This is a genomic window from Arthrobacter sp. M71 S08 (genome assembly GCF_059089725.1).
On the sequence record NZ_JBNHEY010000003.1, the window covers coordinates 103440 to 124457 of the forward strand.

At 64.4% G+C, this 21018-nt stretch carries 16 protein-coding genes and 1 pseudogene; 12 read left to right on the forward strand and 5 right to left on the reverse strand.

Features of this window, described 5'->3' with window-relative positions:
• Positions 1 to 14 precede the first annotated feature (14 nt).
• The 3 genes from hpaE to AC5RTB_RS07895 are packed head-to-tail and all read right to left on the reverse strand — an operon-like array spanning position 15 to position 3775.
• Positions 15 to 1553, reverse strand: coding sequence for a 5-carboxymethyl-2-hydroxymuconate semialdehyde dehydrogenase (gene hpaE / locus AC5RTB_RS07885; protein WP_494060514.1), 1539 nt, complete (start codon positions 1551 to 1553; stop codon positions 15 to 17).
• A 25-nt stretch (positions 1554 to 1578) separates the two neighbouring features.
• On the reverse strand, positions 1579 to 2286 hold the full coding sequence (locus AC5RTB_RS07890; RefSeq protein WP_494060515.1) for a GntR family transcriptional regulator: 708 nt from the start codon (positions 2284 to 2286) through the stop codon (positions 1579 to 1581).
• The gene (locus AC5RTB_RS07895; protein WP_494060516.1) at positions 2279 to 3775 is read right to left on the reverse strand and encodes a fumarylacetoacetate hydrolase family protein; all 1497 of its coding nucleotides are present in this window, start codon (positions 3773 to 3775) and stop codon (positions 2279 to 2281) included. The genes AC5RTB_RS07890 and AC5RTB_RS07895 overlap by 8 nt, the downstream gene beginning before the upstream one ends.
• 244 nt (positions 3776 to 4019) lie before the next feature.
• Between AC5RTB_RS07895 and AC5RTB_RS07900 the strand changes: the two genes are divergently transcribed.
• From AC5RTB_RS07900 to AC5RTB_RS07925, 6 genes and pseudogenes are all read left to right on the forward strand, one after another.
• On the forward strand, positions 4020 to 5927 hold the full coding sequence (locus AC5RTB_RS07900) for an FAD-binding monooxygenase (protein ID WP_494060517.1): 1908 nt from the start codon (positions 4020 to 4022) through the stop codon (positions 5925 to 5927).
• Positions 5928 to 6029: 102 nt separating this feature from the next.
• Positions 6030 to 6416 carry a VOC family protein gene (locus AC5RTB_RS07905; protein WP_494060518.1) on the forward strand — a complete coding sequence of 129 codons (387 nt, stop codon included), beginning with the start codon at positions 6030 to 6032 and terminating at the stop codon, positions 6414 to 6416.
• 150 nt (positions 6417 to 6566) lie between these two features.
• Entirely contained in the window at positions 6567 to 8147 is a 1581-nt protein-coding gene (locus AC5RTB_RS07910) for an ABC transporter substrate-binding protein (protein ID WP_494060519.1), read from the forward strand.
• 2 nt (positions 8148 to 8149) lie between these two features.
• On the forward strand, positions 8150 to 9163 hold the full coding sequence (locus AC5RTB_RS07915; protein WP_494060520.1) for an ABC transporter permease: 1014 nt from the start codon (positions 8150 to 8152) through the stop codon (positions 9161 to 9163).
• Positions 9163 to 10053 carry an ABC transporter permease gene (locus AC5RTB_RS07920; RefSeq protein WP_494060521.1) on the forward strand — a complete coding sequence of 297 codons (891 nt, stop codon included), beginning with the start codon at positions 9163 to 9165 and terminating at the stop codon, positions 10051 to 10053. The genes AC5RTB_RS07915 and AC5RTB_RS07920 overlap by 1 nt, the downstream gene beginning before the upstream one ends.
• A pseudogene (locus AC5RTB_RS07925) lies at positions 10050 to 11303 on the forward strand (ABC transporter ATP-binding protein); the annotation flags it as partial. The gene AC5RTB_RS07920 and the pseudogene AC5RTB_RS07925, both read left to right, overlap by 4 nt.
• Positions 11304 to 11367: 64 nt before the next feature.
• Here AC5RTB_RS07925 and AC5RTB_RS07930 read toward each other — a convergent pair.
• Entirely contained in the window at positions 11368 to 12327 is a 960-nt protein-coding gene (locus AC5RTB_RS07930) for an EamA family transporter (RefSeq protein WP_494060522.1), read from the reverse strand.
• A gap of 86 nt (positions 12328 to 12413) precedes the next feature.
• Between AC5RTB_RS07930 and AC5RTB_RS07935 the strand changes: the two genes are divergently transcribed.
• Together AC5RTB_RS07935 and AC5RTB_RS07940 are read left to right on the forward strand one after the other, a co-directional pair.
• A complete protein-coding gene (locus AC5RTB_RS07935; protein ID WP_494060523.1) occupies positions 12414 to 13283 on the forward strand; it encodes a LysR family transcriptional regulator in 870 nt (289 codons plus the stop codon).
• A gap of 108 nt (positions 13284 to 13391) precedes the next feature.
• Positions 13392 to 13871, forward strand: coding sequence for a DUF3237 domain-containing protein (locus AC5RTB_RS07940; protein ID WP_494060524.1), 480 nt, complete (start codon positions 13392 to 13394; stop codon positions 13869 to 13871).
• 109 nt (positions 13872 to 13980) lie between these two features.
• Here AC5RTB_RS07940 and AC5RTB_RS07945 read toward each other — a convergent pair whose 3' ends face one another.
• Entirely contained in the window at positions 13981 to 15390 is a 1410-nt protein-coding gene (locus AC5RTB_RS07945) for an aldehyde dehydrogenase family protein (RefSeq protein WP_494060525.1), read from the reverse strand.
• A 257-nt stretch (positions 15391 to 15647) separates the two neighbouring features.
• Here AC5RTB_RS07945 and AC5RTB_RS07950 point away from each other — a divergent pair, with 257 nt between their 5' ends.
• From AC5RTB_RS07950 to AC5RTB_RS07965, 4 genes are all read left to right on the forward strand, one after another.
• On the forward strand, positions 15648 to 17300 hold the full coding sequence (locus tag AC5RTB_RS07950; protein ID WP_494060526.1) for an amidohydrolase: 1653 nt from the start codon (positions 15648 to 15650) through the stop codon (positions 17298 to 17300).
• 52 nt (positions 17301 to 17352) lie between these two features.
• Complete coding sequence (locus AC5RTB_RS07955) at positions 17353 to 18345, forward strand: sugar ABC transporter substrate-binding protein (RefSeq protein ID WP_494060527.1); 993 nt, start codon at positions 17353 to 17355, stop codon at positions 18343 to 18345.
• A gap of 70 nt (positions 18346 to 18415) precedes the next feature.
• On the forward strand, positions 18416 to 19948 hold the full coding sequence (locus AC5RTB_RS07960; protein WP_494060528.1) for a sugar ABC transporter ATP-binding protein: 1533 nt from the start codon (positions 18416 to 18418) through the stop codon (positions 19946 to 19948).
• The gene (locus AC5RTB_RS07965) at positions 19945 to 20991 is read left to right on the forward strand and encodes an ABC transporter permease (protein WP_494060529.1); all 1047 of its coding nucleotides are present in this window, start codon (positions 19945 to 19947) and stop codon (positions 20989 to 20991) included. The genes AC5RTB_RS07960 and AC5RTB_RS07965 overlap by 4 nt, the downstream gene beginning before the upstream one ends.
• Positions 20992 to 21018: the final 27 nt, after the last annotated feature.

Sequence of the window (21018 nt, forward strand, 5' to 3'; positions counted from 1 at the left end):
CAGGAAGGGGGTGGTTAGCCCTCGTTGGCGGCGGAGTCTTCGACGCTGCCGAACTTCGGGGTGTGAACAGGGCCGAGCGTGATGTGCACGGCCTGCTGGTCGGTGTAGAAGTCGATCGAGCGGTAACCGCCCTCGTGGCCCAGGCCGGAGGCCTTTACTCCACCGAACGGGGTACGGAGGTCGCGGACGTTGTGGCTGTTGAGCCACACCATGCCGGCCTCCACATTCTGGGAGAAGTTGTGCGCGCGGGTCAGGTTCTGTGTCCAGATGTAGGCCGCCAGGCCGTACCTGGTGTTGTTCGCCAGGGCGAGCGCTTCGTCGTCGTTCTCAAACGGGGTGATCGCGACGACGGGACCGAAGATCTCCTCCTGGAAGATGCGTGCCTCAGGTGCGACGTCGGCAAAAACGGTCGGTGCGATGTAGTTGCCTTCCGGAAGGTGCTCGGGGCGTCCGCCGCCGGCGAGGAGCCGGCCCTCGGACTTGCCGATCTCCACGTAGGAGGCAACCTTCTCGTAATGCTCGGGATGGACCAGCGCGCCGACCTGAGTCTTCGGGTCGTGTGGGTCACCCACGACGATGGTCTTCGCGCGGGCAGCGTACTTCTCGCAGAACTCGTTGTAGACGGCCCGCTCCACGAGGATGCGCGAACCCGCGGTGCAGCGCTCGCCGTTGAGGGAGAACACGCCGAAGAGCGCGGAGTCAATCGCGGCGTCGAGGTCCGCATCAGCGAACACCACGCAGGGTGACTTTCCGCCGAGTTCCATCGAGAGGCCCTTGAGGTTGGCGGCGGCATTGCGGAAGATCGTCTGGCCGGTGGTGGTTTCACCGGTGAAGGAGATCAACGGAACGTCCGGGTGCTTCACCAGGGCGTCACCGGCTTCCTCACCGAGACCGTTGACCAGGTTGAAGACGCCGTCGGGCAGGCCCGCGTCCTTGAAGATCTGGGCCCACAGGGAAGCGGAGAGCGGAGTGAACTCGGCGGGCTTGAGGACTACAGTGTTGCCGGTCGCCAGCGCCGGGGCGAGCTTCCAGGACTCAAGCATGAACGGTGTGTTCCAGGGCGTGATCAGCCCGGCAACACCGATGGGCTTCCGGTTCACGTAGTTGATCTGGGAGCCGGGAACCTTCATGGCGTCGTCGAACTGGGCCACGATGAGGTCCGCAAAGAAGCGGAAGTTCTCGGCCGCACGCAAGGCCTGGCCTTTTGCCTGGGTGATGGGCAGGCCGGTGTCGAAGGTTTCGAGTTCGGCGAGGCGCGATTCCTGCGCTTCGACGGCGTCGGCGATCCTGTTCAGGACGCGGGCACGCTCGCGGGGCTTCATCTTCGGCCACGGGCCGTTGACGAAGGCTTCGCGCGCGGCGGCGACTGCCAGATCGATGTCTTCCTTCTGGCCTGCTGCAGCGGTGGCGTAGTTGCTGTTGGACACCGGGTCCAGAACATCGAAGGTTTTCCCGCCGACGGAGTCGACGAACTTCCCGTTGATGTAGTGCTGGATGTGCGTGGGCAGGTCCTTGGGCACGTAGTGGGTGGTTTCAGGGACGGTGGACGTCATTGTTTCTCTTCCTGACTGCTGGGATTTATTCAGTGGTGGCGGGCGCTTGCGCGAGGTAAGCGTCGAGGGTGGCGGAGCGGTGCTGCCGGGCCGCGCGCTCGATGGCGTCGGCGTCGGCATTGGATTCGATGAGTTGAAGCAGCGCTTCGTGTTCGCGCACGGATTCATGTGCGCGTCCGGGGACAAACCGGAAGGTTGACGACCGCAGCGAAGCCAGCCGGTTCCAGCCGCGGTGGACCAGATCGAGGATGTGCGGATTCGGACAGTGCTCGAAGAGGACGCTGTGGAAGTCCTGGTTGAGCGAGGTGAAGCGGACCGGGTCGAAGTGGTCGAGGCAGTTCCGCATCTCCTCGTTCACGGCACGGGCGCGGCCGATCGCCGTGGAATCGATCAACGGTGCTGATAGCGCGGTGGCCGCTCCCTCCACGATGCTGAGCGTCTGCATCGTGTAGAGGTACTCCGTCGGGTCGATCCCGGAGACCGTGGCGCCGACGTTGCGCTCAAACTTCACGAGCCCCTCGGCTTCCAGACGCCGGATCGCTTCACGTACGGGCACCACGCTGAAGCCGAGGTCTTCGGCGATCTTCGCCAGCACCAGCCGGTAGCCGGGGGAGAAGGTCCCCTCCACAATGCGTGCCTTGATAGAGGTATAGGCCTGCTCTGACTTGCTGCCCGCCTTGGTCTCGCCGGCTTCCTGTACGACGGCGGATCGTGCGACGGCGGTTTCACTCACCGGTTTCTCCTTCCGCTGAAGTCCACTCCTGGTACTTCGCCTTCCAGTCCGCGTTCATGGGGTAGAGCCCGTCAACGCTGTTGCCCTGCTTGACCATTTCGAAGATGAAGGTCTCTTCCTTCTCCTGCTGGATGCAGTCATCCACGAGTTCCTCGGCGAGTGCGGGCGGGATCACCAGGATGCCGTCGGAGTCGGCCACGATGATGTCGCCGGGTTGTACGGTGGTTCCGCCGCACGCGATGGTGATGTCGGTGTCCCACGGGACGTGCCGGCGGCCGAGCACCGCGGGATGGGGGTTGGCGAAGTAGGTGGGCATATCGAGGTCGGCGACGGCCGAGTAGTCGCGGACGCCGCCGTCCGTGATGATCGCGGCCGCTCCGCGCACCTGGGCGCGCATGGCGAGGATGTCGCCTACTGTTCCCGTGCCCTTCTCGCCGCGTGCCTCCATGACGAGGACTTCGCCGTCGTTCACTGAATCAATGGCGCGCTTCTGCGCGTTGAATCCACCGCCGTGGGTCTTGAAGAGGTCTTCACGATTGGGGACGTAACGCAGGGTGCGTGCCAGGCCGACGACGCGGCGGTCCGGTCGCGTGGCCTGCAGGCCGTCGATGCTGACGTTGTTCAGCCCCCGCTTGCGCAGCTGGGAGGAGAGTGTGGCAGTGGCGACGCTCTCCAGTTTCTTCTTCAGTTCCGGGGGCAGCGCCTGCGTGGCCGGCTCCAGGCCGGCGGCCTCACGGGAACCGTAGGCCTCCTCGCGTTGTGAGTCGTCCGACTTGGGCTGCGCGCCGAAGTCAGCGAACGGCGTCGTTCCTTCCACCACGCGGGTGGTGAGCTTGCCGCTGCTGTATCCGCCTGCGGTGACTTCGATTTCGACGACGTCGCCCGGCCTGGCCACGGAGGCACCCGCCGGCGTGCCGGTGAGGATCATGTCGCCTTCCTCGAGGGTGAGGAGCTGCGACAGGTCAGCGACGAGCTGCGCGAATGGGAAGAGGAGGTCTTCGGTGGTGTCGTCCTGCACGAGTTCACCGTTGTGCCAGGTCTGCAGTCGCATCGCGGCGGGGTCGATTTCGCCCGCCGGGATCAGCTCAGGGCCAACCGGTGTGAAGCCGTCCCCGCCCTTGGAGCGGACGTTTGAGCCCTTGTCTGCGTAGCGCAGATCATAAATTCCGAGGTCATTGCTGGCGGTAACCCAAGCGACATGCCCCCAAGCGTCTTCGAGGCTCACCCTGCGTGCAGGATTGCCGATGATGAGCGCGATTTCGCCCTCATACCCAAGCAGTTCACACCCGAGGGGACGCTCGATGGTGCCCGGTGCGTCAACCGATCCCAACGCGAGCGACGACGGCGGCTTCAGGAAGTAGGAGGGCTGCTGCGGCGTGCGGCCCCGCTGGGCGGCACGGCTTGGGTAGTTGATGTGGACGGCGATGACCTTGCGGGTGCGGGCAAGCAATTCTGCACTCGCTGTCCGGGTCTGGGACTCCATGGTCATGCCGTTGTCTCCTCGTCGATGAGTTCGTTACTGATGTACGAAATCGTATACGATAAGTATGGCTTGTGAAGTGAGACACGTCAACCCCCTTCCGGTGAAGCGAAAAGTGTTGTGTTGCGCATCATATCCGTCGTACAGTTTTGACACCGCTCATTCGATTATTGAATTACCTGTTCAAATAACGAACATATTGAAGGGGCGGCAACCCCGTAAAGTTCCACAAAGATGTGAGTGAGGAAAGCCCGTGCAGTTTCACCATCACGGCTATGTATCCGGTGACCCGCGGATCCAGGCAGCGGCCGGCGTCGGCATCGACAGGCCCGAAGAGCTGCCGGACGAGGTCGACGTCCTGATTGTGGGCAGCGGACCAGCGGGCATGCTCGCCGCCGCGCAGCTGTCCCAGTTTCCGAATATCACCACGCGCATCGTGGAGCGCCGGCCCGAGCGGCTCGCCATTGGTCAGGCGGACGGCATTCAGGCCCGAAGTGTTGAGACTTTCCAGGCGTTCGGGTTTGCTGAGCGCATCACTGCCGAGGCGTACCGGATCACCGAAATGGCTTTCTGGAAGCCCGATCCCGCTGACCCATCCCGCATCATCCGGACCGCCCGGCCGCTCGATGACCCCACCGGGATCAGCGAGTTCCCGCATCTGATCGTGAACCAGGCGCGTGTCCTTGACTACTTCGCCGAGTTCATGGCGAATTCCCCGACCCGAATGAAGCCGGACTACGGGCTGGAATTCCAGAGTCTCGATGTTTCCAACGAGGGGGAGTACCCCGTCAGCGTCACGCTGCTCCACACGGCCGGGCCGCGCGAGGGGCAGGAACGGACTGTGCGTGCCAAGTACGTGATCGGCGGGGACGGAGCCCGCAGTAAAGTGCGTAAGGCGATCGGGTGCACGCTGGCCGGTGATGCGGCCAATCATGCGTGGGGGGTCATGGACGTCCTCGCTGTCACGGACTTCCCCGATATCCGGCTGAAGTGCGCCATCCAGTCCGGCGAGGGCGGAAGCATCCTGCTGATCCCGCGCGAGGGCGGCCACCTGTTCCGTATGTACGTGGATCTCGGTGAGGTGGAGGCGCACACCAAGGGTGATATCCGCAGTACCACCATCGACGAAATCATCGAGAAGGCCAACGCGATCCTCTCCCCCTACACGCTTGATGTGCGCAACGTTGCTTGGCACAGCGTGTACGAGGTTGGCCACCGCCTCACTGACCGGTTCGACGACGTCCGCCCTGAAGAGCTGGGTACCCGCACTCCACGCGTCTTCATCACCGGCGACGCCTGCCATACACACAGCGCGAAGGCCGGACAGGGGATGAACGTCTCCATGCAGGACGGCTTCAACATCGCCTGGAAGCTCGGCCATGTTCTGGAAGGCCGCAGCCCGGAGAGCCTGCTGTCCACGTACTCCGCCGAACGTCAGGTGGTTGCGAAGAACCTGATCGATTTCGACAAGCAATGGTCCTCGCTCATGGCCAAGAAGCCCGAAGAGTTCGAAGACCCCACGGAACTCGAGAACTTCTACGTCCGCACCATGGAGTTCCCCGCAGGGTTCATGACGCAGTATTCGCCGTCCATGATTGTGGGGGAGGCGACGCACCAGGAGCTTGCCACCGGATTCCCGATCGGCAAGCGTTTCAAGTCGGCACCCGTCTTCAGGGTCTGTGACACCAACCCGGTTCACCTCGGCCACCACGCGACGGCGGACGGACGTTGGCGGATCTACGTCTTCGCGGACGAGCCGCTGCCGGGCAACCCGTCGAAGGTCACCAACTTCGCCGAGTGGCTGACGAACTCGGCCGAGTCACCGCTGTCCGCAACGCCCGAGGGTGCGGATATCGACGCGTGGTTCGACGTCAAGGTGATTTACCAGCAGGATCACCACACGATCGATATCAATGCCGTGCCCGCGGTCTTTAAACCCGAGGTCGGACCGTTCAAGCTCAACTACCTGGAAAAGGTCTTCGGTGCTGATCCGGAAGCGGACATCTTCGAGGTTCGCGGTCTGGACCGGGGAGGCGTCGTCGTCGTCGTCCGTCCGGACCAGTACGTGGCCAACGTGCTGCCGCTGACGGCGACGTCAGAACTCGGCGCCTTCTTCGCGGGGATTCGGACAGGGCGCGGGCTGGTCAGCAACCAGGCGTAGCGGTTTCATCAGGTTGCCGGGGAACGAGGGTTCCCCGGCAACTTTTCTGTTCTCCCTGTGACCCATTGAGGCAGCGGCGTCAGCTTTTATAGGCTGAGCCTCATGCCGACTCCTTTGGGATTTATCGATATCGCCTCGACCGATCCGGCCAGGTCCGCAGCCTTCTATGAGGGCGTGCTGGGCTTCGAAACGGAGTCGGGTCAGCACACCAGATTCAACGCCGGAAACGTGGCAGGCGGATTCCCGGACCTGCAGCACGGGTTTGCCCCGGTGATCGCTGTACTCGAGCCCGGCGACGTGGTCCCCTACTTCGAGCCGGCGGACCTTGACGCCGCGCTGGCCCGCACGGTGGAGCTTGGCGGGAGCGTTCTGCTCGAGCCCGTGGAGAGCGCCCCTGGGCACTGGGTTGCCATTGTGACGGACCCTTCGGGAGCCAAGATTGCGCTGACCCGGATCGAAGAGCGAAGCGCGTCAACCATTAACACTTAGGCCTGCCGAACAGGCCTCTTCGGGGCCGTATGCCCGGACCGGTCACCTCACTGGATCATTCTCATATCTGTAATTGAAAACGATTATCATTACCTATAGTCTTTCTGGTGCCCTACCGGCCAACACTTCCCCTGATTCAAGGACTGCTCCATGCCCCTACGCCCTTTCCTGCTCTCCACTACCGCTATGGCGGCCATCGTCGCGGTTACGCTCGCCGGTTGTGCCAGTGATAACCCGGCGTCAGTCAGCGCCCCCGATGCCGGAGCTGGAGACGGTGTGCTCGATGTGATCGGCCCATACGAAGTCCACGGCCTCGATCCCACCACCGCCGAGGGAATCTTCACGCGCCTGCAGGTCGCCGAGACGCTCGTGGATGCGGATGAGTCGGGGCAGCTGCAGCCCGGACTTGCGTCTGAGTGGAGTGCATCCGAGGACGGGCTGGAATGGACATTCACCCTGCGCGAGGGCGCTGTATTCCACGACAACACACCAGTAGACGCCGAAGCCGTAGTCGCCGCTCTGGAGGCAGCGCGTACCTCCGAGGCGAACACCATCGCCGTTGCCCCGATAGCGGAAGTACGGGCCCAGGACGCCGCCGTCGTCATTGCGCTGTCCGAACCATTCGCGCCGCTGCCGGCGGTTCTGGCTGCAACAAGCACACAGATTCTCGCTCCCTCTTCCTACGCCGAGGATGGAACGGTTTCCGAAGTCGTTGGTTCCGGGCCGTACCGGGTGCTCGAGGTGGCACCACCGTCAAGGATTGAACTGGAAGCCTTCGAGGGCTACGACGGGCAGGCCCCCAGGGTGGACCGCGTGATTTACGAGACCGTCGGACGGGCAGAAAACCGCGCCCTGATGGCCGAGAGCGGACAGGCCGACCTCACGTTCGGGATGGATCCAACCAGCCTGCAGCGAGTCGAGGGTAAACACGGGCTGCACGTCGAGTCTGCGCTGCTTCCGCGCACCATAGTGCTCAAGCTCAACGCCGAGCACCCGGCCCTTTCGGATCAGCGCGTACGGCAGGCACTGTCGATGGCCCTGGACCGCTCAGCGATGGCTACGGCCGTGCTGCGGGATCCCGAGATCAGCGCCACCCAGATGTTCCCTCCTGCCCTCGCATCGTGGCATAACGAGGGCCTCGACCCGCTGACGTTTGACCCTGAGCGCGCCGCCGCGCTCCTTGACGAGTCAGGCTGGCTTATGGGCGCCGACGGCGTGCGCGAGAAGGATGGGCAGCCGTTGCAGGTGGAACTGCTGACGTTCCCCGACCGTCCCGAGCTGCCGACAATGGCAGCCGCTATCCAGGCAGCACTGGTCGAGGTGGGCGTTGACGTTGAGGTGCGGGTAGACAATTCGAGCGAGATCCCAGCCGCCCACGCCGACAACACACTCGAAATGGCGCTCTTCACCCGCAACTTCGCCCTGGTACCGGACCCGATTGTCACGCTCCTGAAGGACTACCCGGCTGAAGGCGCCGACTGGGGTTCAATGAATTGGAGCGATCCCGACATGCTCAGGGCCCTGGACCAGTTGGTCACAGACGCGGAGCACACAGATGCTGAGGCAGACACCGCCCGCGAGCAGATAGCGAGCACCCTGCAGGAAGAGCTGCCCGTCGTACCTGTGTCCTGGTACCGCCAGAGCGTCATCGTCAACGAAGCCGTCGAAGGTTTCGTCCTCGACCCGCTCGAGCGCAACTGGAACCTGGCCGACGTCTCCATCCAGGGCTAGCCATGAGCACCCTTTCAGCCCCTTCGGCAGAACATGTTTCGCCCGGGCGAACCGACCGCGACCACACCCTGGCGCAGGCCGTCGGCAGGATCCTCGCCCGCCGCGCAGCCCAGGCGGTCGGCGTCGCCCTCGCAGTGACAGTCACCTGCTTTGTCATCGTCCAGCACCTGCCCGGCGACATCGCCTTTCGCATCGCCGCCGGCCGCTACGGATACGACAAGGTGGATGCCGCAGCCGCCGCAGAAGTCCGCGCCGACGTCGGTCTTGATGCCCCGGCCTGGCAGCAGCTCGGTGACTGGATCCTCGGTGCCCTCCGCCTGGACTTCGGCACCTCCCTGGTCACCGGCGCCTCGGTCATCGAGGAGCTGACACACCACTTGTCGGCAACCCTGCAACTGGCGGCGGCGGCGCTCATACTCTCGATTACCCTCGGGATGACCATCGGCCTGCTGGCCGCCCAGAGCCGTGGCGGTGCGGTCGATCGACTCACCGACGGGTGGGTAGCGGTGGTCAGGGCCCTGCCGCCCTTCGTGTTAGGGCTCGTCCTCATCATTGTCTTCTCCGTCCAGCTCGGCTGGGTGCCGGCTGCCGGGCACGGGGAGCGGGGAAACATCGTGCTCCCGGCCCTGACACTGGCAGTCGGTCTTTCCGGCCTGTTCGCGCGGGTCACCAGGGACACAGTCGCGCAGATCCTGGAGTCCGAGCAGGTGCATTTCGCGCGGACCAAGGGCCTCGCGGGGAACGTTGTGCTTGCCCGCCATGTGTTGCGCAACGCCGGGGTCACGCTGGTCGCCTATATCGGTGTCCAGGTACTGATTCTCATCGAGGGAGTGGTAGTGGTCGAAAGCCTCTTCGCCTGGCCGGGGCTCGGACACGCCCTCGTTCATGCAGTGTTCTGGCGTGACATTCCGGCGATGCAGGCTACCGTTCTGGCGCTTGCCCTGATCGTCGTGGTCGTTTCGACCATAGTGGACCTGGCCGTTCTAGCACTCGACCCGCGTACCAGGGAGGCCTGATGAGCGCCACACCTCCGAACATTGATAACGCGAACGTGGAGAGCCCGGTAGCGGTTGCGGGTTCCCGGCCCACGCAGTTGTGGGGAATGACCGGACGAGCGGCCCGGCGCACCCCTTGGGTACGCCTTGCATCGGTGGGTCTGCTGGCCGCCCTTGTGCTTTTCGCTCTCATTGGCCCGCTCGTCTGGCGCCAGTACGCGGGCCAGGACCTGAGCCAGTTCCTCCAGCCACCTTCGCTGGCAGAACCATTCGGCCATGACCATCTCGGACGCAGCGTCATCGCACGGCTGGCCCACGCCACCCGCCTGTCGCTCGGACTCGCCATACTTTGCGTGGTCACCGCCGCTGCTGCCGGAGTCGCTCTCGGCCTGCTGGCTGCCTGGCGCAGGGGCTGGCTGGATCAGGTGCTGCTCGGAATCTCCGAGGTCTTCCTTGCCCTGCCCGCTCTGCTGATTGTCCTGATTTTCGCGGCTCTTGCTTCCGGGGAGATGTGGACCATTTATGTCGGGATCGCACTGGCCCAGTGGGTGGAATACTTCAGGGTTGTGCGCGCGCGATCAGTCAGCGTGCTGACCAGCTCCGCGGTCGAAGCGGCGAACCTGTTGCGGTTGGGTCCGCTGCACGTGCTGCGGCGTCACCTGTGGCCGGAGTTGGCGCCGGTGCTGCTGACCATGGGCTCGCTCGGCATGGCTTCGGCAGTCCTCGCCATGTCCACTCTCAGCTACGTCGGGGTAGGGCTCAAGCCCCCCACCGCCGAACTGGGACTCCTTATCACCGAATCCCTGCCCTACTACTACGAGGCACCCTGGATGGTGATGGCGCCCGTCGCTGTGCTGCTCCTCCTCCTCGTGGGACTGCTCGGGCTGCGCTCCCAGGAGGGTCGCCGATGACCATCGAACTGCTCGACGTCCGGGTTACACATGAAGGCGGCACCCTCGTCGACGTGCCCCGTCTCAACCTTGAGCCCGGCCGGGCGGTGACGATCGTCGGTGAAAGCGGGAGCGGCAAGTCCCTCCTTGCGCACGCACTGATGGGGAGCCTACCCAGCAGTTTGCGGGCCGAAGGAGAGATCCTTTTTGGTGCGGACCGTTCTTCCCTGGCCGACCCCGGTGCTCGACGCAAGCTTTGGGGCCACCGGCTGGCCTTGCTTCCGCAGGAGCCCGTGCTGGCTCTGGACCCCACCATGCGGGTGGCCCAGCAGGTGGCAGAAGGCCACCCAAGCTTCTTCCGCGGGCGGCGGGGACGCCTGGGCGCGTTGGAACAGGCGGGCGATCACCTCGCTGGACTGGGCCTCCACGGAGTGGATCGTATCTACCCGCACACGCTTTCCGGAGGCATGGCGCAACGGGTGGCATTCGCTGCAGCAACGATCGGCGGAGCGCAGGTTCTCATCGCCGACGAGCCGTCGAAAGGGTTGGACCCGGTTGCCCGGGACTCCCTGGCGAGGCTGCTCGCGCAGCACGTCGAACAGGGCGGATCGCTTCTGACGATCACACATGACCTGGATCTGGCAAGGGCTCTGGGTGGGGATCTGCTCGTCATGCAGAGGGCCAACATCGTCGAACAGGGCCCAGCCGAGCACGTGCTCGCTGCACCTACGCATCCGTGGACCCGGCGGCTGCTCGCTGCGGAGCCGAGCCAATGGGTTCGGTCGTGGCGCACATCGGACACGGATAGTGGGCACGTAACACCTCTCATCGAAGCCAGTGGACTCAGCAAGGGGTACGGGGGCAGTCAGCTCTTCACCGGACTGGACGTGAGCATCAGCTCGGGGGAACGGCTATCGCTTACCGGTCCGAGCGGCTGCGGCAAGACCACGCTTGGCGGGATCCTTCTGAAACTGGTGCGTCCCGACGCCGGTGAAGTGCGCCACCATACTGGTTTGGCCGACGGCCGGTTGCAGAAGCTCTACCAGGATCCGACTGTTGCCTTCCCTGCGCGCGTGCCGATCCGGGCGGGTCTTCGCGATGTAATACGTCGTCATCGGGTCGAACGGAAACGGGTCAGTGTGCTGATGGACCGGCTGAGGCTGGATCCCTCCTTGCTGGACCGCCGTCCGGGCGAGGTCTCCGGCGGGGAACTTCAACGCCTCGCGATCATCCGCGCCATGCTTCTGAAGCCGAAGGTGATATTTGCGGATGAACCTACCTCGCGTCTCGACCTGCTCACCCAGCAGGAAACAGTGGACTGTCTCATGGATCAGGTCACTGAGCAGGACGCGGCGCTTGTTCTGGTGACGCACGACGTCGGTCTCGCCTCCGCAGTGACGGACCGCCGCCTGTCGCTGGAGAACGCCGGCGACGCCGTCTCGACGGTGCCGGTGAGTCTCCGCTGACGGCTGCGAGGTCCGCGATGACAATAAGCGCAATTCCCATCACCTCAGCTAGGCTCAGCAGCTGCTGCAGGGCGACCACTCCGATGATGGCAGCGAAAACGGGGTTGACGCTCATAAGAATCCCGAAGAGGTTTGCGGGAATACGTCGCAGCGCCAGGAGGTCCGCAACATAGGGAACGACGGAGGAAAGGATTCCGGCAATAACCGCATAGAGCAGAACGGCGACACTGGGCCGAGCCTCCAGAATGATGAGGCAGGCGATGGGGGCGAAGGCCAGAGCAGACAGCCCGGCGGCGACGGCCGTTCCTTCAATGCCGGACACTCGGGTTCCCAGCGTTCTGTTGAGCAGGATGTAAGCGGCCCAGGACAACGCCGCGAGCAGTGCATAGCCAATGCCGACGTAATCGGAAGTCGCTTCCGGTTGGGCGATCGCGATGACGCCGGCCGCAGCGATAGCACCGCATGCAGCGCTCCTCCTGCTGCGGCGCGTGAAGATCGCGACCCCAAGAGGGCCGAGGAACTCCAGCGTCACAGCAAGTCCCAGGCCGATTCGTTCCACGGCCGAGTAGAGCCCAAGATTCATCGTTCCGAAGACAACGGCGAGGAGGATGATCGGCCACCACTGCGCTCGAGTGAGTTCCCGGATGCGGGGCCGGACGATTGGGAGCAGGACGGCGGCCGCGATGAGCTGGCGCATAGCGACAACACCGACGGGTCCCAGGACAGGGAACGCGAGCGAGCCTGTGGCGGCACCGAATTGGTTCGATGCGGCACTGCCCATGAGCGTCGCGATTCCTGCGGCTCTACCGGTGCCGGACTGCATGTTCATGGGGAAATCGTCGGCCACTATCCAGGCATGTTCACAATTCACTTCACGCTCTATTGATGCGTGGCTTGCATCAATAGACTGCTCTCATGAACATCGAGCTGCGCCAGTTGCGATCCTTCCTAGCTGTGATCGAGGCGGGCAGCTTCACGGACGCTGCGATCGACCTCGGCATCTCACAAACCACAGTGACGCGGAATGTCGCAGCATTGGAGGCGGCTCTCGGGGTCCGGCTTCTACAACGCACCACCAGATGGGTAGACCTCACTGCTGCGGGGGAACTCGCGGTCAGGCATGTGCGCCGGGCGCTTGACGCCCTGGACGACCTTCAAGCGGAGATTCTCACGGGTAGCCGGGTGGTGCGAATCGGTTATCCGTGGTCCGCGTTGGGCCAGTACACAGCCGAATTCCAGCACAAATGGCCCGCTTCCTTCCCGAACATGACGCTGCAACTGGTCAAGACGAACACGCCCACCGCCGGATTGGCCGAAGGGAAGACGGACGTCGGCATTCTGCGTTACCGCCCTGATTCGAAAGCCCTGCGTTATGAAGTTGTCGGCGAAGAAGCACGGTATTGCGCAATGGTCAGTGGCGACCCGCTCGCGCGGCGGAAGAGTGTCACGCTCGCGCAGGCGGCAACGCTGCCCCTCGCTGTGGACCTGCGCACCGGCAGCACCCGGTTATCGTTGTGGCCGGAGGACGCCCAGCCGAAGATTATTCAAACCGACGACGTCGATGACTGGCTTACCACGATTGGGTCCGGCAGCGCCCGCGGCGTCACGGCGGCATCCACGACGCATCAATACCGCCGCCCGGGGATTGTCTATCGACCCATCCGGGACGCGCCGCCGGTGCTTGTCTACGCTGCCTGGGTTGCGTCGGATCCACCTGCCGCCTGCGACAGGATCGTGGCTCTCATGGCAGGGCTGTACGGGTATCGGTCCGAACTTAGCCGTTGACCACGCTGGGGGAGTGCTATGGCCTTCGGTTCTTGCGGGTGCATAGGGCTGGCATTTCACGTGTCTGAGGGAACCGTCGGGGTTGATGTCCGGTGATTAAGTTGGATCATGCAGCGAGAAAGTCTGTACCCCTTACCCCCAGAGCTCAGCTACTTCGCTCGAATCGAAGTGAAGGTTGCCGCCCCGCTTGATCTCGGGGTGGCTGACGGTGAGCACCGGCGCATCGTGCCAATCCTCGGCGGCAGTGTGGAGGGCCCGCTGCTCAGAGGCATCGTGCTCGCAGGAGGCGCGGACTACCAGGTGCTTCGGTCCGCCACCCTGAGCGAGTTGGAGGCACGTTACGCGCTGGAGACCGATGACGGTGACCGCATCGCCGTCCACAACCTGGGAGTGCGGAGCGGTTCGGCCGACGACATTGATCGGCTAGTGAAGGGGCAGACCGTTCACCCGAGCCGTATCTACTTCCGGAGCTCGCCGCGATTCTCGGGAAGCGGTGAGCGATGGGCCTGGCTTGGCTCCCGGGTGTTTGTCGCCACGGGGGAGCGAACGCCGGACACTGTGCTGCTTCACGTGTATCTGGTCGAGTAAGGCCGGAGCCTTCCTCAACGTTGGAACTGCTGTTCCAATGTTGAGGAAGGCTCGACTCGGGGCTCTAAACCCGCGTCGTCTTCTCCGGGCTTCAACCAGGGGCGGAGCGTCAGCGGCTAATGACCTTCGGGGCCGCCACTGCCTTGAGCCCGGCGACACCGAATTCCTGGCCGTAGCCCGAAGCCTTGGTTCCGCCGAACGGCACCATGGGGTTTAGGCCACCGTGCTGGTTGATCCACACACTTCCAGCCTGGATGCGCTTGGCGACCTCGACGGCCGCGTCAACATCGTCAGACCACACTGATGCGCCGAGGCCCTGGTCTGAATCGTTGGCGCGACGCACCGCGTCGTCGACGTCCGAGTAGCGGATGACGGGAATCGCGGGGCCGAACTGCTCCTGATCGACCAGCGCGGCACCGTCTTCGATGTCGGCGACGATAGTGGCCTGATAGAAGAGCGGCCCGAGCTCGGGAGCGGGTGCACCACCAGCGACGATGCGCGCGCCGCGCGACCGAGCGTCCTCGACGAGCGACGAGACGATATCGAACTGCACTTCGTTCTGCAGTGGACCGAGCACGGATGCGTCGTCGAGCCCGCGGCCCATCGGCATGGTCTTTGCGAGCTGGGCGAGCGTTTCCACTACCTCGTCGTACACGGAGTCATGCACATAGAGGCGCTTGAGGGAGGCGCACGTCTGGCCCGTGTTGATGAAGCACCCCCAGAACAGATTCTCGGCGATCGCCGAGACGGTAGTACCGGGAAGCACGATGCCGGGATCATTGCCGCCGAGCTCGAGCGTGAGGCGTGCAAGATTGTTCGACGACGACTCGACGATCTTGCGCCCCGTCTCCGTGGATCCCGTGAACATGATCTTGTCGATATCCGGATGCGCTGTCATCGCAGCACCGACCTCGCCGTCGCCGGAGATGACGGAGAGCACGCCCTCGGGCAGGTGACGGTTGAAGATTTCGACGAGCGCGAGCACTGAGAGCGGGGTGTATTCGCTCGGCTTGACGATGACTGTGTTGCCCATGCGCAGTGATGGAGCGATCTGCCAAACGGTGATCATCATCGGCCAGTTCCACGGGCCGATCGCCGCGACAACACCGAGTGCGTCATAGTGCACCTCGGCGCGGGCAGGGCCGTCTTCGAAGACGACCTCCGGCTCGAGAGGAATGTCTGCCGCACTACGCGTCCAAACCGCGCAGGCGCCCACCTCGAAGCGAGCGTTCAGGCCGCCGAGCGGCTTGCCCTGCTCGCGAGAGAGCAGCTCGGCCAGCTCCTCCGCGTCAGCCTCGAGGTCATCAGCGATCGCGTTAAGCAGCCGAGAGCGCTCCTCGTGGCCGAGCGCGTTCCAGGCCGGCTGTGCCTGGCGTGCCTGGACGATCATCCCGTCAAGGTCGGCTGCCGTGTGAACGGGCGCATAGCCGATTGTCTCGCGCGTAGCAGCGTCGGGGATGGCCCGGCCGTCTGCCTCTGAAACGGTGATGGCGTCGAGAATTGTAGTTCCAGCGGTCATAGTGATCCTCCTCGATCGAATTGTGAATTTTATTCTTCGCGGCGGCGCCGGAGGTCGATTGTCGATGCGCGCACTGTGGTTGCCCCGCGGTGCAGGATCGTTCACTTAATAACAGTAGACACCGTAATTACGCGAGACCAGAGTCTGCATCAGGGGTCAAAGCGCCTGCGCTGGCGGTCAAGATGATGCGCTGCAGGACGCCGATAGTTGAGGCAACGCCCGGGACGACCGGATCTCGGGGTAGTCAAGGAGGCCTCGTGAGCAGAGCCGACGTCATCGTCACCAACGCTATTGTCCGCACGATGGACCCGGAGCAGCCGAGTGCCACGGCATTCGCCGTCACCGACGGTCGCATCGTCCTCGTCGGATCCGACGAGGAGGTACGTGCGATCGCTGATGTTGAAACCGAGATAGTGGATCTCGCCGGTTCAACCGTGATCCCCGGTCTCGTCGATGTCCACAACCACCACCTGATGGCGGGCGAGGCCGACCTGTACCAGTTGGCGTTCTCACCGACCGCCACATTCGACGAGGTCATCGAGGCGGTCCGCGCGTATTCTGCCGGCCTGGAACCGGACGCGTGGGTCATCGGCGAAGCGTTCGGAAGCGTGCTCATCGACGCCTTCTCGCGGGAGGCCGCCCGGCACCTGCTCGACGAGGCGGCAGGTGGACGGCCCGTCGCCCTCACCGACGACAGCCACCACAATCGCTTCGCAAGCACTCGTGCCCTGGAACTTGCGGGGATCACGACAAACACGCCCGACCCCGACAAAGGGCACATCGTCCGGGATGCCGACACGGGCGAGCCGACCGGTTTGCTGCTTGAGTCCGCGACAATCGCGCTGACGGAAGCGGTGGATGCAGGCCTGCAGCGCACACCCGAGCGATATCGCGATGCGAGCAAGCGGGCGCTTGAGATTCTGCACTCCTTTGGCATCACCGCTTTTCAGGATGCTGCCGCCACTGTCGAGATCATGGGGGCGCTGCGCGATCTCGATGAGGCAGGCGACCTTCACGCCTGGGTCTCTTCCTGCATGCTGTCCTCCGGTTTCCTCTTCGCCAACACTCCCTTCGGTGATGAGCTCGTCGCGCGCGGTGAGGAGTTCCGCACCACACACCATCGCCCGGACTTTGTCAAGGTGGCCCTGGATGGGGTGCCGCCGACCTACACCGGTGCCTTCCTCACCCCCTATCTCGAGACCCCCGAGCATGGCCACGAACATTGCGGAGTCACGACGATGGAGCCGGCTGAGCTCGAGGCCTGGCTGCTCCGGACGGCGGCGCGCGGGCTCGGCGCGAAGATCCACTGCACCGGAGACGCGGCGGTGAGGGTGGCACTGGACGCTATCGAGGCAGTCCGCGCTGCCGGGCACTCCGAGCCGAAATATCACATCGCACACGGCCAGTTCGTGCATCCGGATGACCGGCCGCGTTTTGCCTCCCTCAATGTGGCCGCTGACATCTCGCCGTACCTCTGGTTCCCCGGGGTTATCCCGGACGCGATCGCCAACGTCCGTCCCGCCGATCAGGCGGCCCACCTGCAGCCGAACCGGGATCTCCTCGACCTCGGCGTGCTGGTGGCCGGTGGCTCTGACTGGCCCGTGAGCGTGTCTCCGAACCCGTGGGAGGGGATCCAGGGACTAGTGACCCGGGCGGACCCGCTCGGTCGCGCGCCCGGCACCCTCTGGATCGAGCAGGCGGTCACACTCGAGGAGGCCCTCAAGATATTCACCATCAACGGCGCGAAGGCCATGGGCATGGATGACGTGACCGGCTCCCTTACCGTCGGCAAGTCCGCCGACTTCGCCGTGCTCAACCAGGATCCTTTCGCTGTGCCTGCCGAACGGATCGTCGAAACACACGCCGTCGAGACGTGGTTCGCAGGCCGCCGCGTCTACACCCACGCCTGAATCAAGCCATTTCACCCCTGCGCCAAAGCAAACACACCGAGGAGAACAGCGCATGCGCATCAGCAGATTGTTCACAGCAGTAGCGTCGACCAGTGCCGCGGCACTCGTTCTCGTCGGCTGCGGCACCACGACGGCGACCGACCCTACGGGTGAGCCCGTCGAGCGCGGCGCCGTCGACAAGATCCTGTTCGACTACCCTTTTACAGCCCTGCCCGTCTACGGAGCCATCGTGGGAATTGTCGAGGAGCGGGCCGCAGAGAAGGGCGTCGAGGTGGTCTTCACCAATGACGAAATGGACCTGCAGAAGCAGGTCAGCCAACTCAACTCGTACCTCACGAGTGACGTGGACGCCGTCGTCTCCTTCCCCGTGGACCCGGCGAGCCTGGAGAGCATCGCACAGCAGTACCAGGACGAAGGCAAGTACTGGGTCACCTATGGCGGTGACATGGAGAACCAGGATGCGACGCTGCAGTTCAGTTTCTACGACTCCGGTCACCAAATGGGCCAGACAGCGGCCGAGTGGGCCCTGGAGAACGTCGGCCCTGAAGCCAAGGTCATTGTGCTCAATGAGACCGAGCGCCAGATCGGCATCGAGCGCACACAAGGCCTGATGGACGGTCTCAAGGAGACGGCACCCGACCTGGAGATCGTTGCGGAGCAGCAGGCCGTGACACCCGAGGACGGGCTCTCGGTCACAACAGCGCTGCTGGCGCAGCACCCGGACGTCAACATCGTGGTTACCGCAGTGGGTGACGCCGCGCAGGGCGCATACCAGGCGCTCGTCGCCTCCGGTCGTTCGGAGGATGACCCTGAAACCTTCGTCGGCGGTCTCGACCCCAACCTCTTCGGTCTCCAGAAGATGCAGGATGGCAAGTTTTTCCGCGCCGCGACCTACTTCTCGCTGGAAGAACTCGTGAAGAACGTCATCGACATCCCAGTCGCCCTCGGCGAGGGGGAGACAGACCCCAGCGTCGATATCCCGGTGACCGTCGTAACGGCAGACACCCCCGAACTCGCGGGCTACATCGCTGAACTGGGCGGCTGATCGACCGGCCGGGCGCCGAACGCACGCCCGGCCACCACGCCCGCCCTCACCCACCCCTGAAGGAGACGCTATGGCCGCATCGGTGCACGGGCTTACCAAACAATATGGTGCCACCCTGGCGCTGGACGACGTCACGCTCGACATACCCGACGGGGAGGTACACGCCCTTCTCGGCCACAATGGAGCAGGCAAGTCCACAGTCATCAAGTGCCTCGGCGGCGGGACCCATCCCAGCGGCGGCACGATCGAGCTTGACGGCCGAGCTTACGACAGCCTCACCCCCCGTGAATCGATCGCGGCGGGCGTGGCCGTCATCTACCAGCACCTCACCGTGATCGACGGGCTCACGGTGGCCGAGAACCTCTTCATCGGCCAGGAGCACACTCGCGGGGGATTCATCGATCGGCGCGGCCAGAGTGAGCTCGCCAGGGCCGCCCTCGAACGGGTCGGCGCGCATGGAATCGACCCTGACATGCAGGTTCGGGCACTTCCCATCGGTCAGCGTCAACTCGTCGAGATCGCCAAGGCCCTCCAACGGGATGCCCGACTGCTGATCCTCGATGAACCCACGGCGGCGCTCTCCCGCGAGGAGTCCGACCGCCTCGGGGACCTTGTTCGTGATCTCGCCAGTCGCGGCATCGCCATCCTGTACGTAACGCACCTCCTGGGCGAGGTGCTCAAGCTCGCGGATGCCGCGACAGTGCTCCGCAACGGCAAGGTCGTCTGGAGCGCCCGGGGTGGAGGAATCACGCAGGAAGCACTCGTTGACGCCATCAGCGAAGGCCAGGGTGCTACGCACGACCGCCCCGCCCCACCGTATCTCGACCGCGCACCGGCCCTCGCAGTGCGTGGTCTCACCTCGCCGGGCCTCGGACCGATTGACGTGACAGTTGCCGCCGGCGAGATCGTCGCCTGTTATGGGCTCATCGGCTCCGGCCGCACTCGATTCTTCAACACCCTCTTCGGACGAATCCGCCGCACAGGAGGCACGGTCAGCGTCGACGCAGTGCCGCGGAAAGCGGACAGGCCCCTCACTGCGCTCCGGGGAGGCATCGCCCTCGTGCCGGGAGACCGGGCGCGGGAGGGACTTTTCGGCACACTGTCGGCGCTGGACAACACAGTGGTCGGCATTGCGCCGAGGCTGTCCCGCTTCGGGTTCCGCTCGCAGAAATCGGAACGCGGCACGTTCGACGGCGTCGCGCGCTGGCTCTCCCTGCGCCCCCTCTCGCTGACGCTTCCTGCCGGCAGGTTCAGCGGCGGAAACCAACAAAAAATCCTCCTCGGCCGCTGGGTGAACGACGTTGCCCGAACCCGCGTGCTCCTGCTCGACGACCCGACGCAGGGGGTCGACGTCGGCGCCCGCAAGGACATTTATGACGCGGTCAAGCGCCTCGCCGTTGAGCGTGGTGTCGGCATCCTCGTCGCCACAAACGAGTCAGAGGAAGTCATTGACCTGGCACACCGCTGCCTGATCTTCGAGCGCGGGCGGATTGTCGGCGAATACACCGTCGCCGACACCACAGCCGATCAGCTCCTCGCAATAGTGCACAGCACACATCCCGACACACGAATTATCGATTCCGCCGAAGGGCTCCCGCAATGATGAACAATCGCCTTGTCCCAGCTGTCATCGAGGGCGTCATACGCACGCCGCTCTTCGTGCTCCTCATCATCATGGTGCTCGCGGTCCACTTCACGACGGATTCCTTCTTCGCCTGGCAAAACGTACGCGGCGTCCTCCAGGACAGTGCCGTCATCGCTATCGTCGCGATTCCCGTCGCCATGCTCCTGATTTCGGGATACATCGACCTGTCTGTCGGGTCGTCCCTCGCGCTCGGCGGCGTGGTTGCCGCAGTAGTGATGGACAAGGGCGCGGGCGAACCGGTCGTGGCTATCGCCCTGGCCATGCTCGCCGGCGCCACGGTCGGGCTCGCCAACGCATTCGCTGTGACGGTGCTCGGGCTCAATTCCTTCATCACGACTCTGGGCACGCTCACTGCCGTGCGAGGTGTCGCCCAACTCGTCAGCCCCGCGCCCCGGAATAACTTCGGCGACGAGTTTGGCTTCCTGGGTGTAGGCACGATCGCCGGCATCCCGCTGTCAGTCTGGATCGCCGGAATCCTGCTCGTCGTAGCCGCGGTGTTCCTGACGCTGACCCCGGTGGGCCGCCATGTGTACGCCCTCGGCGTCAACCGCGAGGCCGCTTATCTCTCCGGCGTGCACGTGAAGGTGATTCCCTTCGTGCTGTTCGTCCTCTCCGGTGCCTTCGCCGGTTTCGCCGGCACGATTGTGGTTGCGCGGCTCAACAGCGCACCGGCGGGCCAGATCGGGTCGGGCTTCGAGCTCGTCGTGCTCACCGCTGTGCTTCTGGGCGGAGTGGCTCTAACGGGAGGCGAGGGAACGGTTTTCGGGGTGCTCGTCGGGGTGCTCTTCTACGGCGCACTCAACAACTCCCTCGTGCTGCTGGGGGTCACGACGTTCTGGCAGTCCGTGGCCAGCGGCCTTGCGCTGATCGCAGCGATCGGGCTCAGCCTAGTGACCCACGTGCTCAGGGACCGCCTCGCTGCGGCCAAGGCGCGGCGGCTCGCCGCGGCTACGACACCGGGACCGAGCTCAGACCGCAGCGACCGCTCGAAGGTCAGCTGACGCACCGGGGTGAGTGCGCGCACTCGT

Coding starts and splice junctions, on each gene's coding strand:
- AC5RTB_RS07940 (WP_494060524.1), top strand. CDS start 13,392: ATGCAGCGAGAAAGTCTGTACCCCTTACCCCCAGAGCTCAGCTACTTC.
- AC5RTB_RS07905 (WP_494060518.1), top strand. CDS start 6,030: ATGCCGACTCCTTTGGGATTTATCGATATCGCCTCGACCGATCCGGCC.
- AC5RTB_RS07935 (WP_494060523.1), top strand. CDS start 12,414: ATGAACATCGAGCTGCGCCAGTTGCGATCCTTCCTAGCTGTGATCGAG.
- AC5RTB_RS07960 (WP_494060528.1), top strand. CDS start 18,416: ATGGCCGCATCGGTGCACGGGCTTACCAAACAATATGGTGCCACCCTG.
- AC5RTB_RS07915 (WP_494060520.1), top strand. CDS start 8,150: ATGAGCACCCTTTCAGCCCCTTCGGCAGAACATGTTTCGCCCGGGCGA.
- AC5RTB_RS07930 (WP_494060522.1), bottom strand. CDS start 12,327: ATGAACATGCAGTCCGGCACCGGTAGAGCCGCAGGAATCGCGACGCTC.
- AC5RTB_RS07910 (WP_494060519.1), top strand. CDS start 6,567: ATGCCCCTACGCCCTTTCCTGCTCTCCACTACCGCTATGGCGGCCATC.
- AC5RTB_RS07965 (WP_494060529.1), top strand. CDS start 19,945: ATGATGAACAATCGCCTTGTCCCAGCTGTCATCGAGGGCGTCATACGC.
- AC5RTB_RS07955 (WP_494060527.1), top strand. CDS start 17,353: ATGCGCATCAGCAGATTGTTCACAGCAGTAGCGTCGACCAGTGCCGCG.
- AC5RTB_RS07945 (WP_494060525.1), bottom strand. CDS start 15,390: ATGACCGCTGGAACTACAATTCTCGACGCCATCACCGTTTCAGAGGCA.
- hpaE (WP_494060514.1), bottom strand. CDS start 1,553: ATGACGTCCACCGTCCCTGAAACCACCCACTACGTGCCCAAGGACCTG.
- AC5RTB_RS07920 (WP_494060521.1), top strand. CDS start 9,163: ATGAGCGCCACACCTCCGAACATTGATAACGCGAACGTGGAGAGCCCG.
- AC5RTB_RS07895 (WP_494060516.1), bottom strand. CDS start 3,775: ATGACCATGGAGTCCCAGACCCGGACAGCGAGTGCAGAATTGCTTGCC.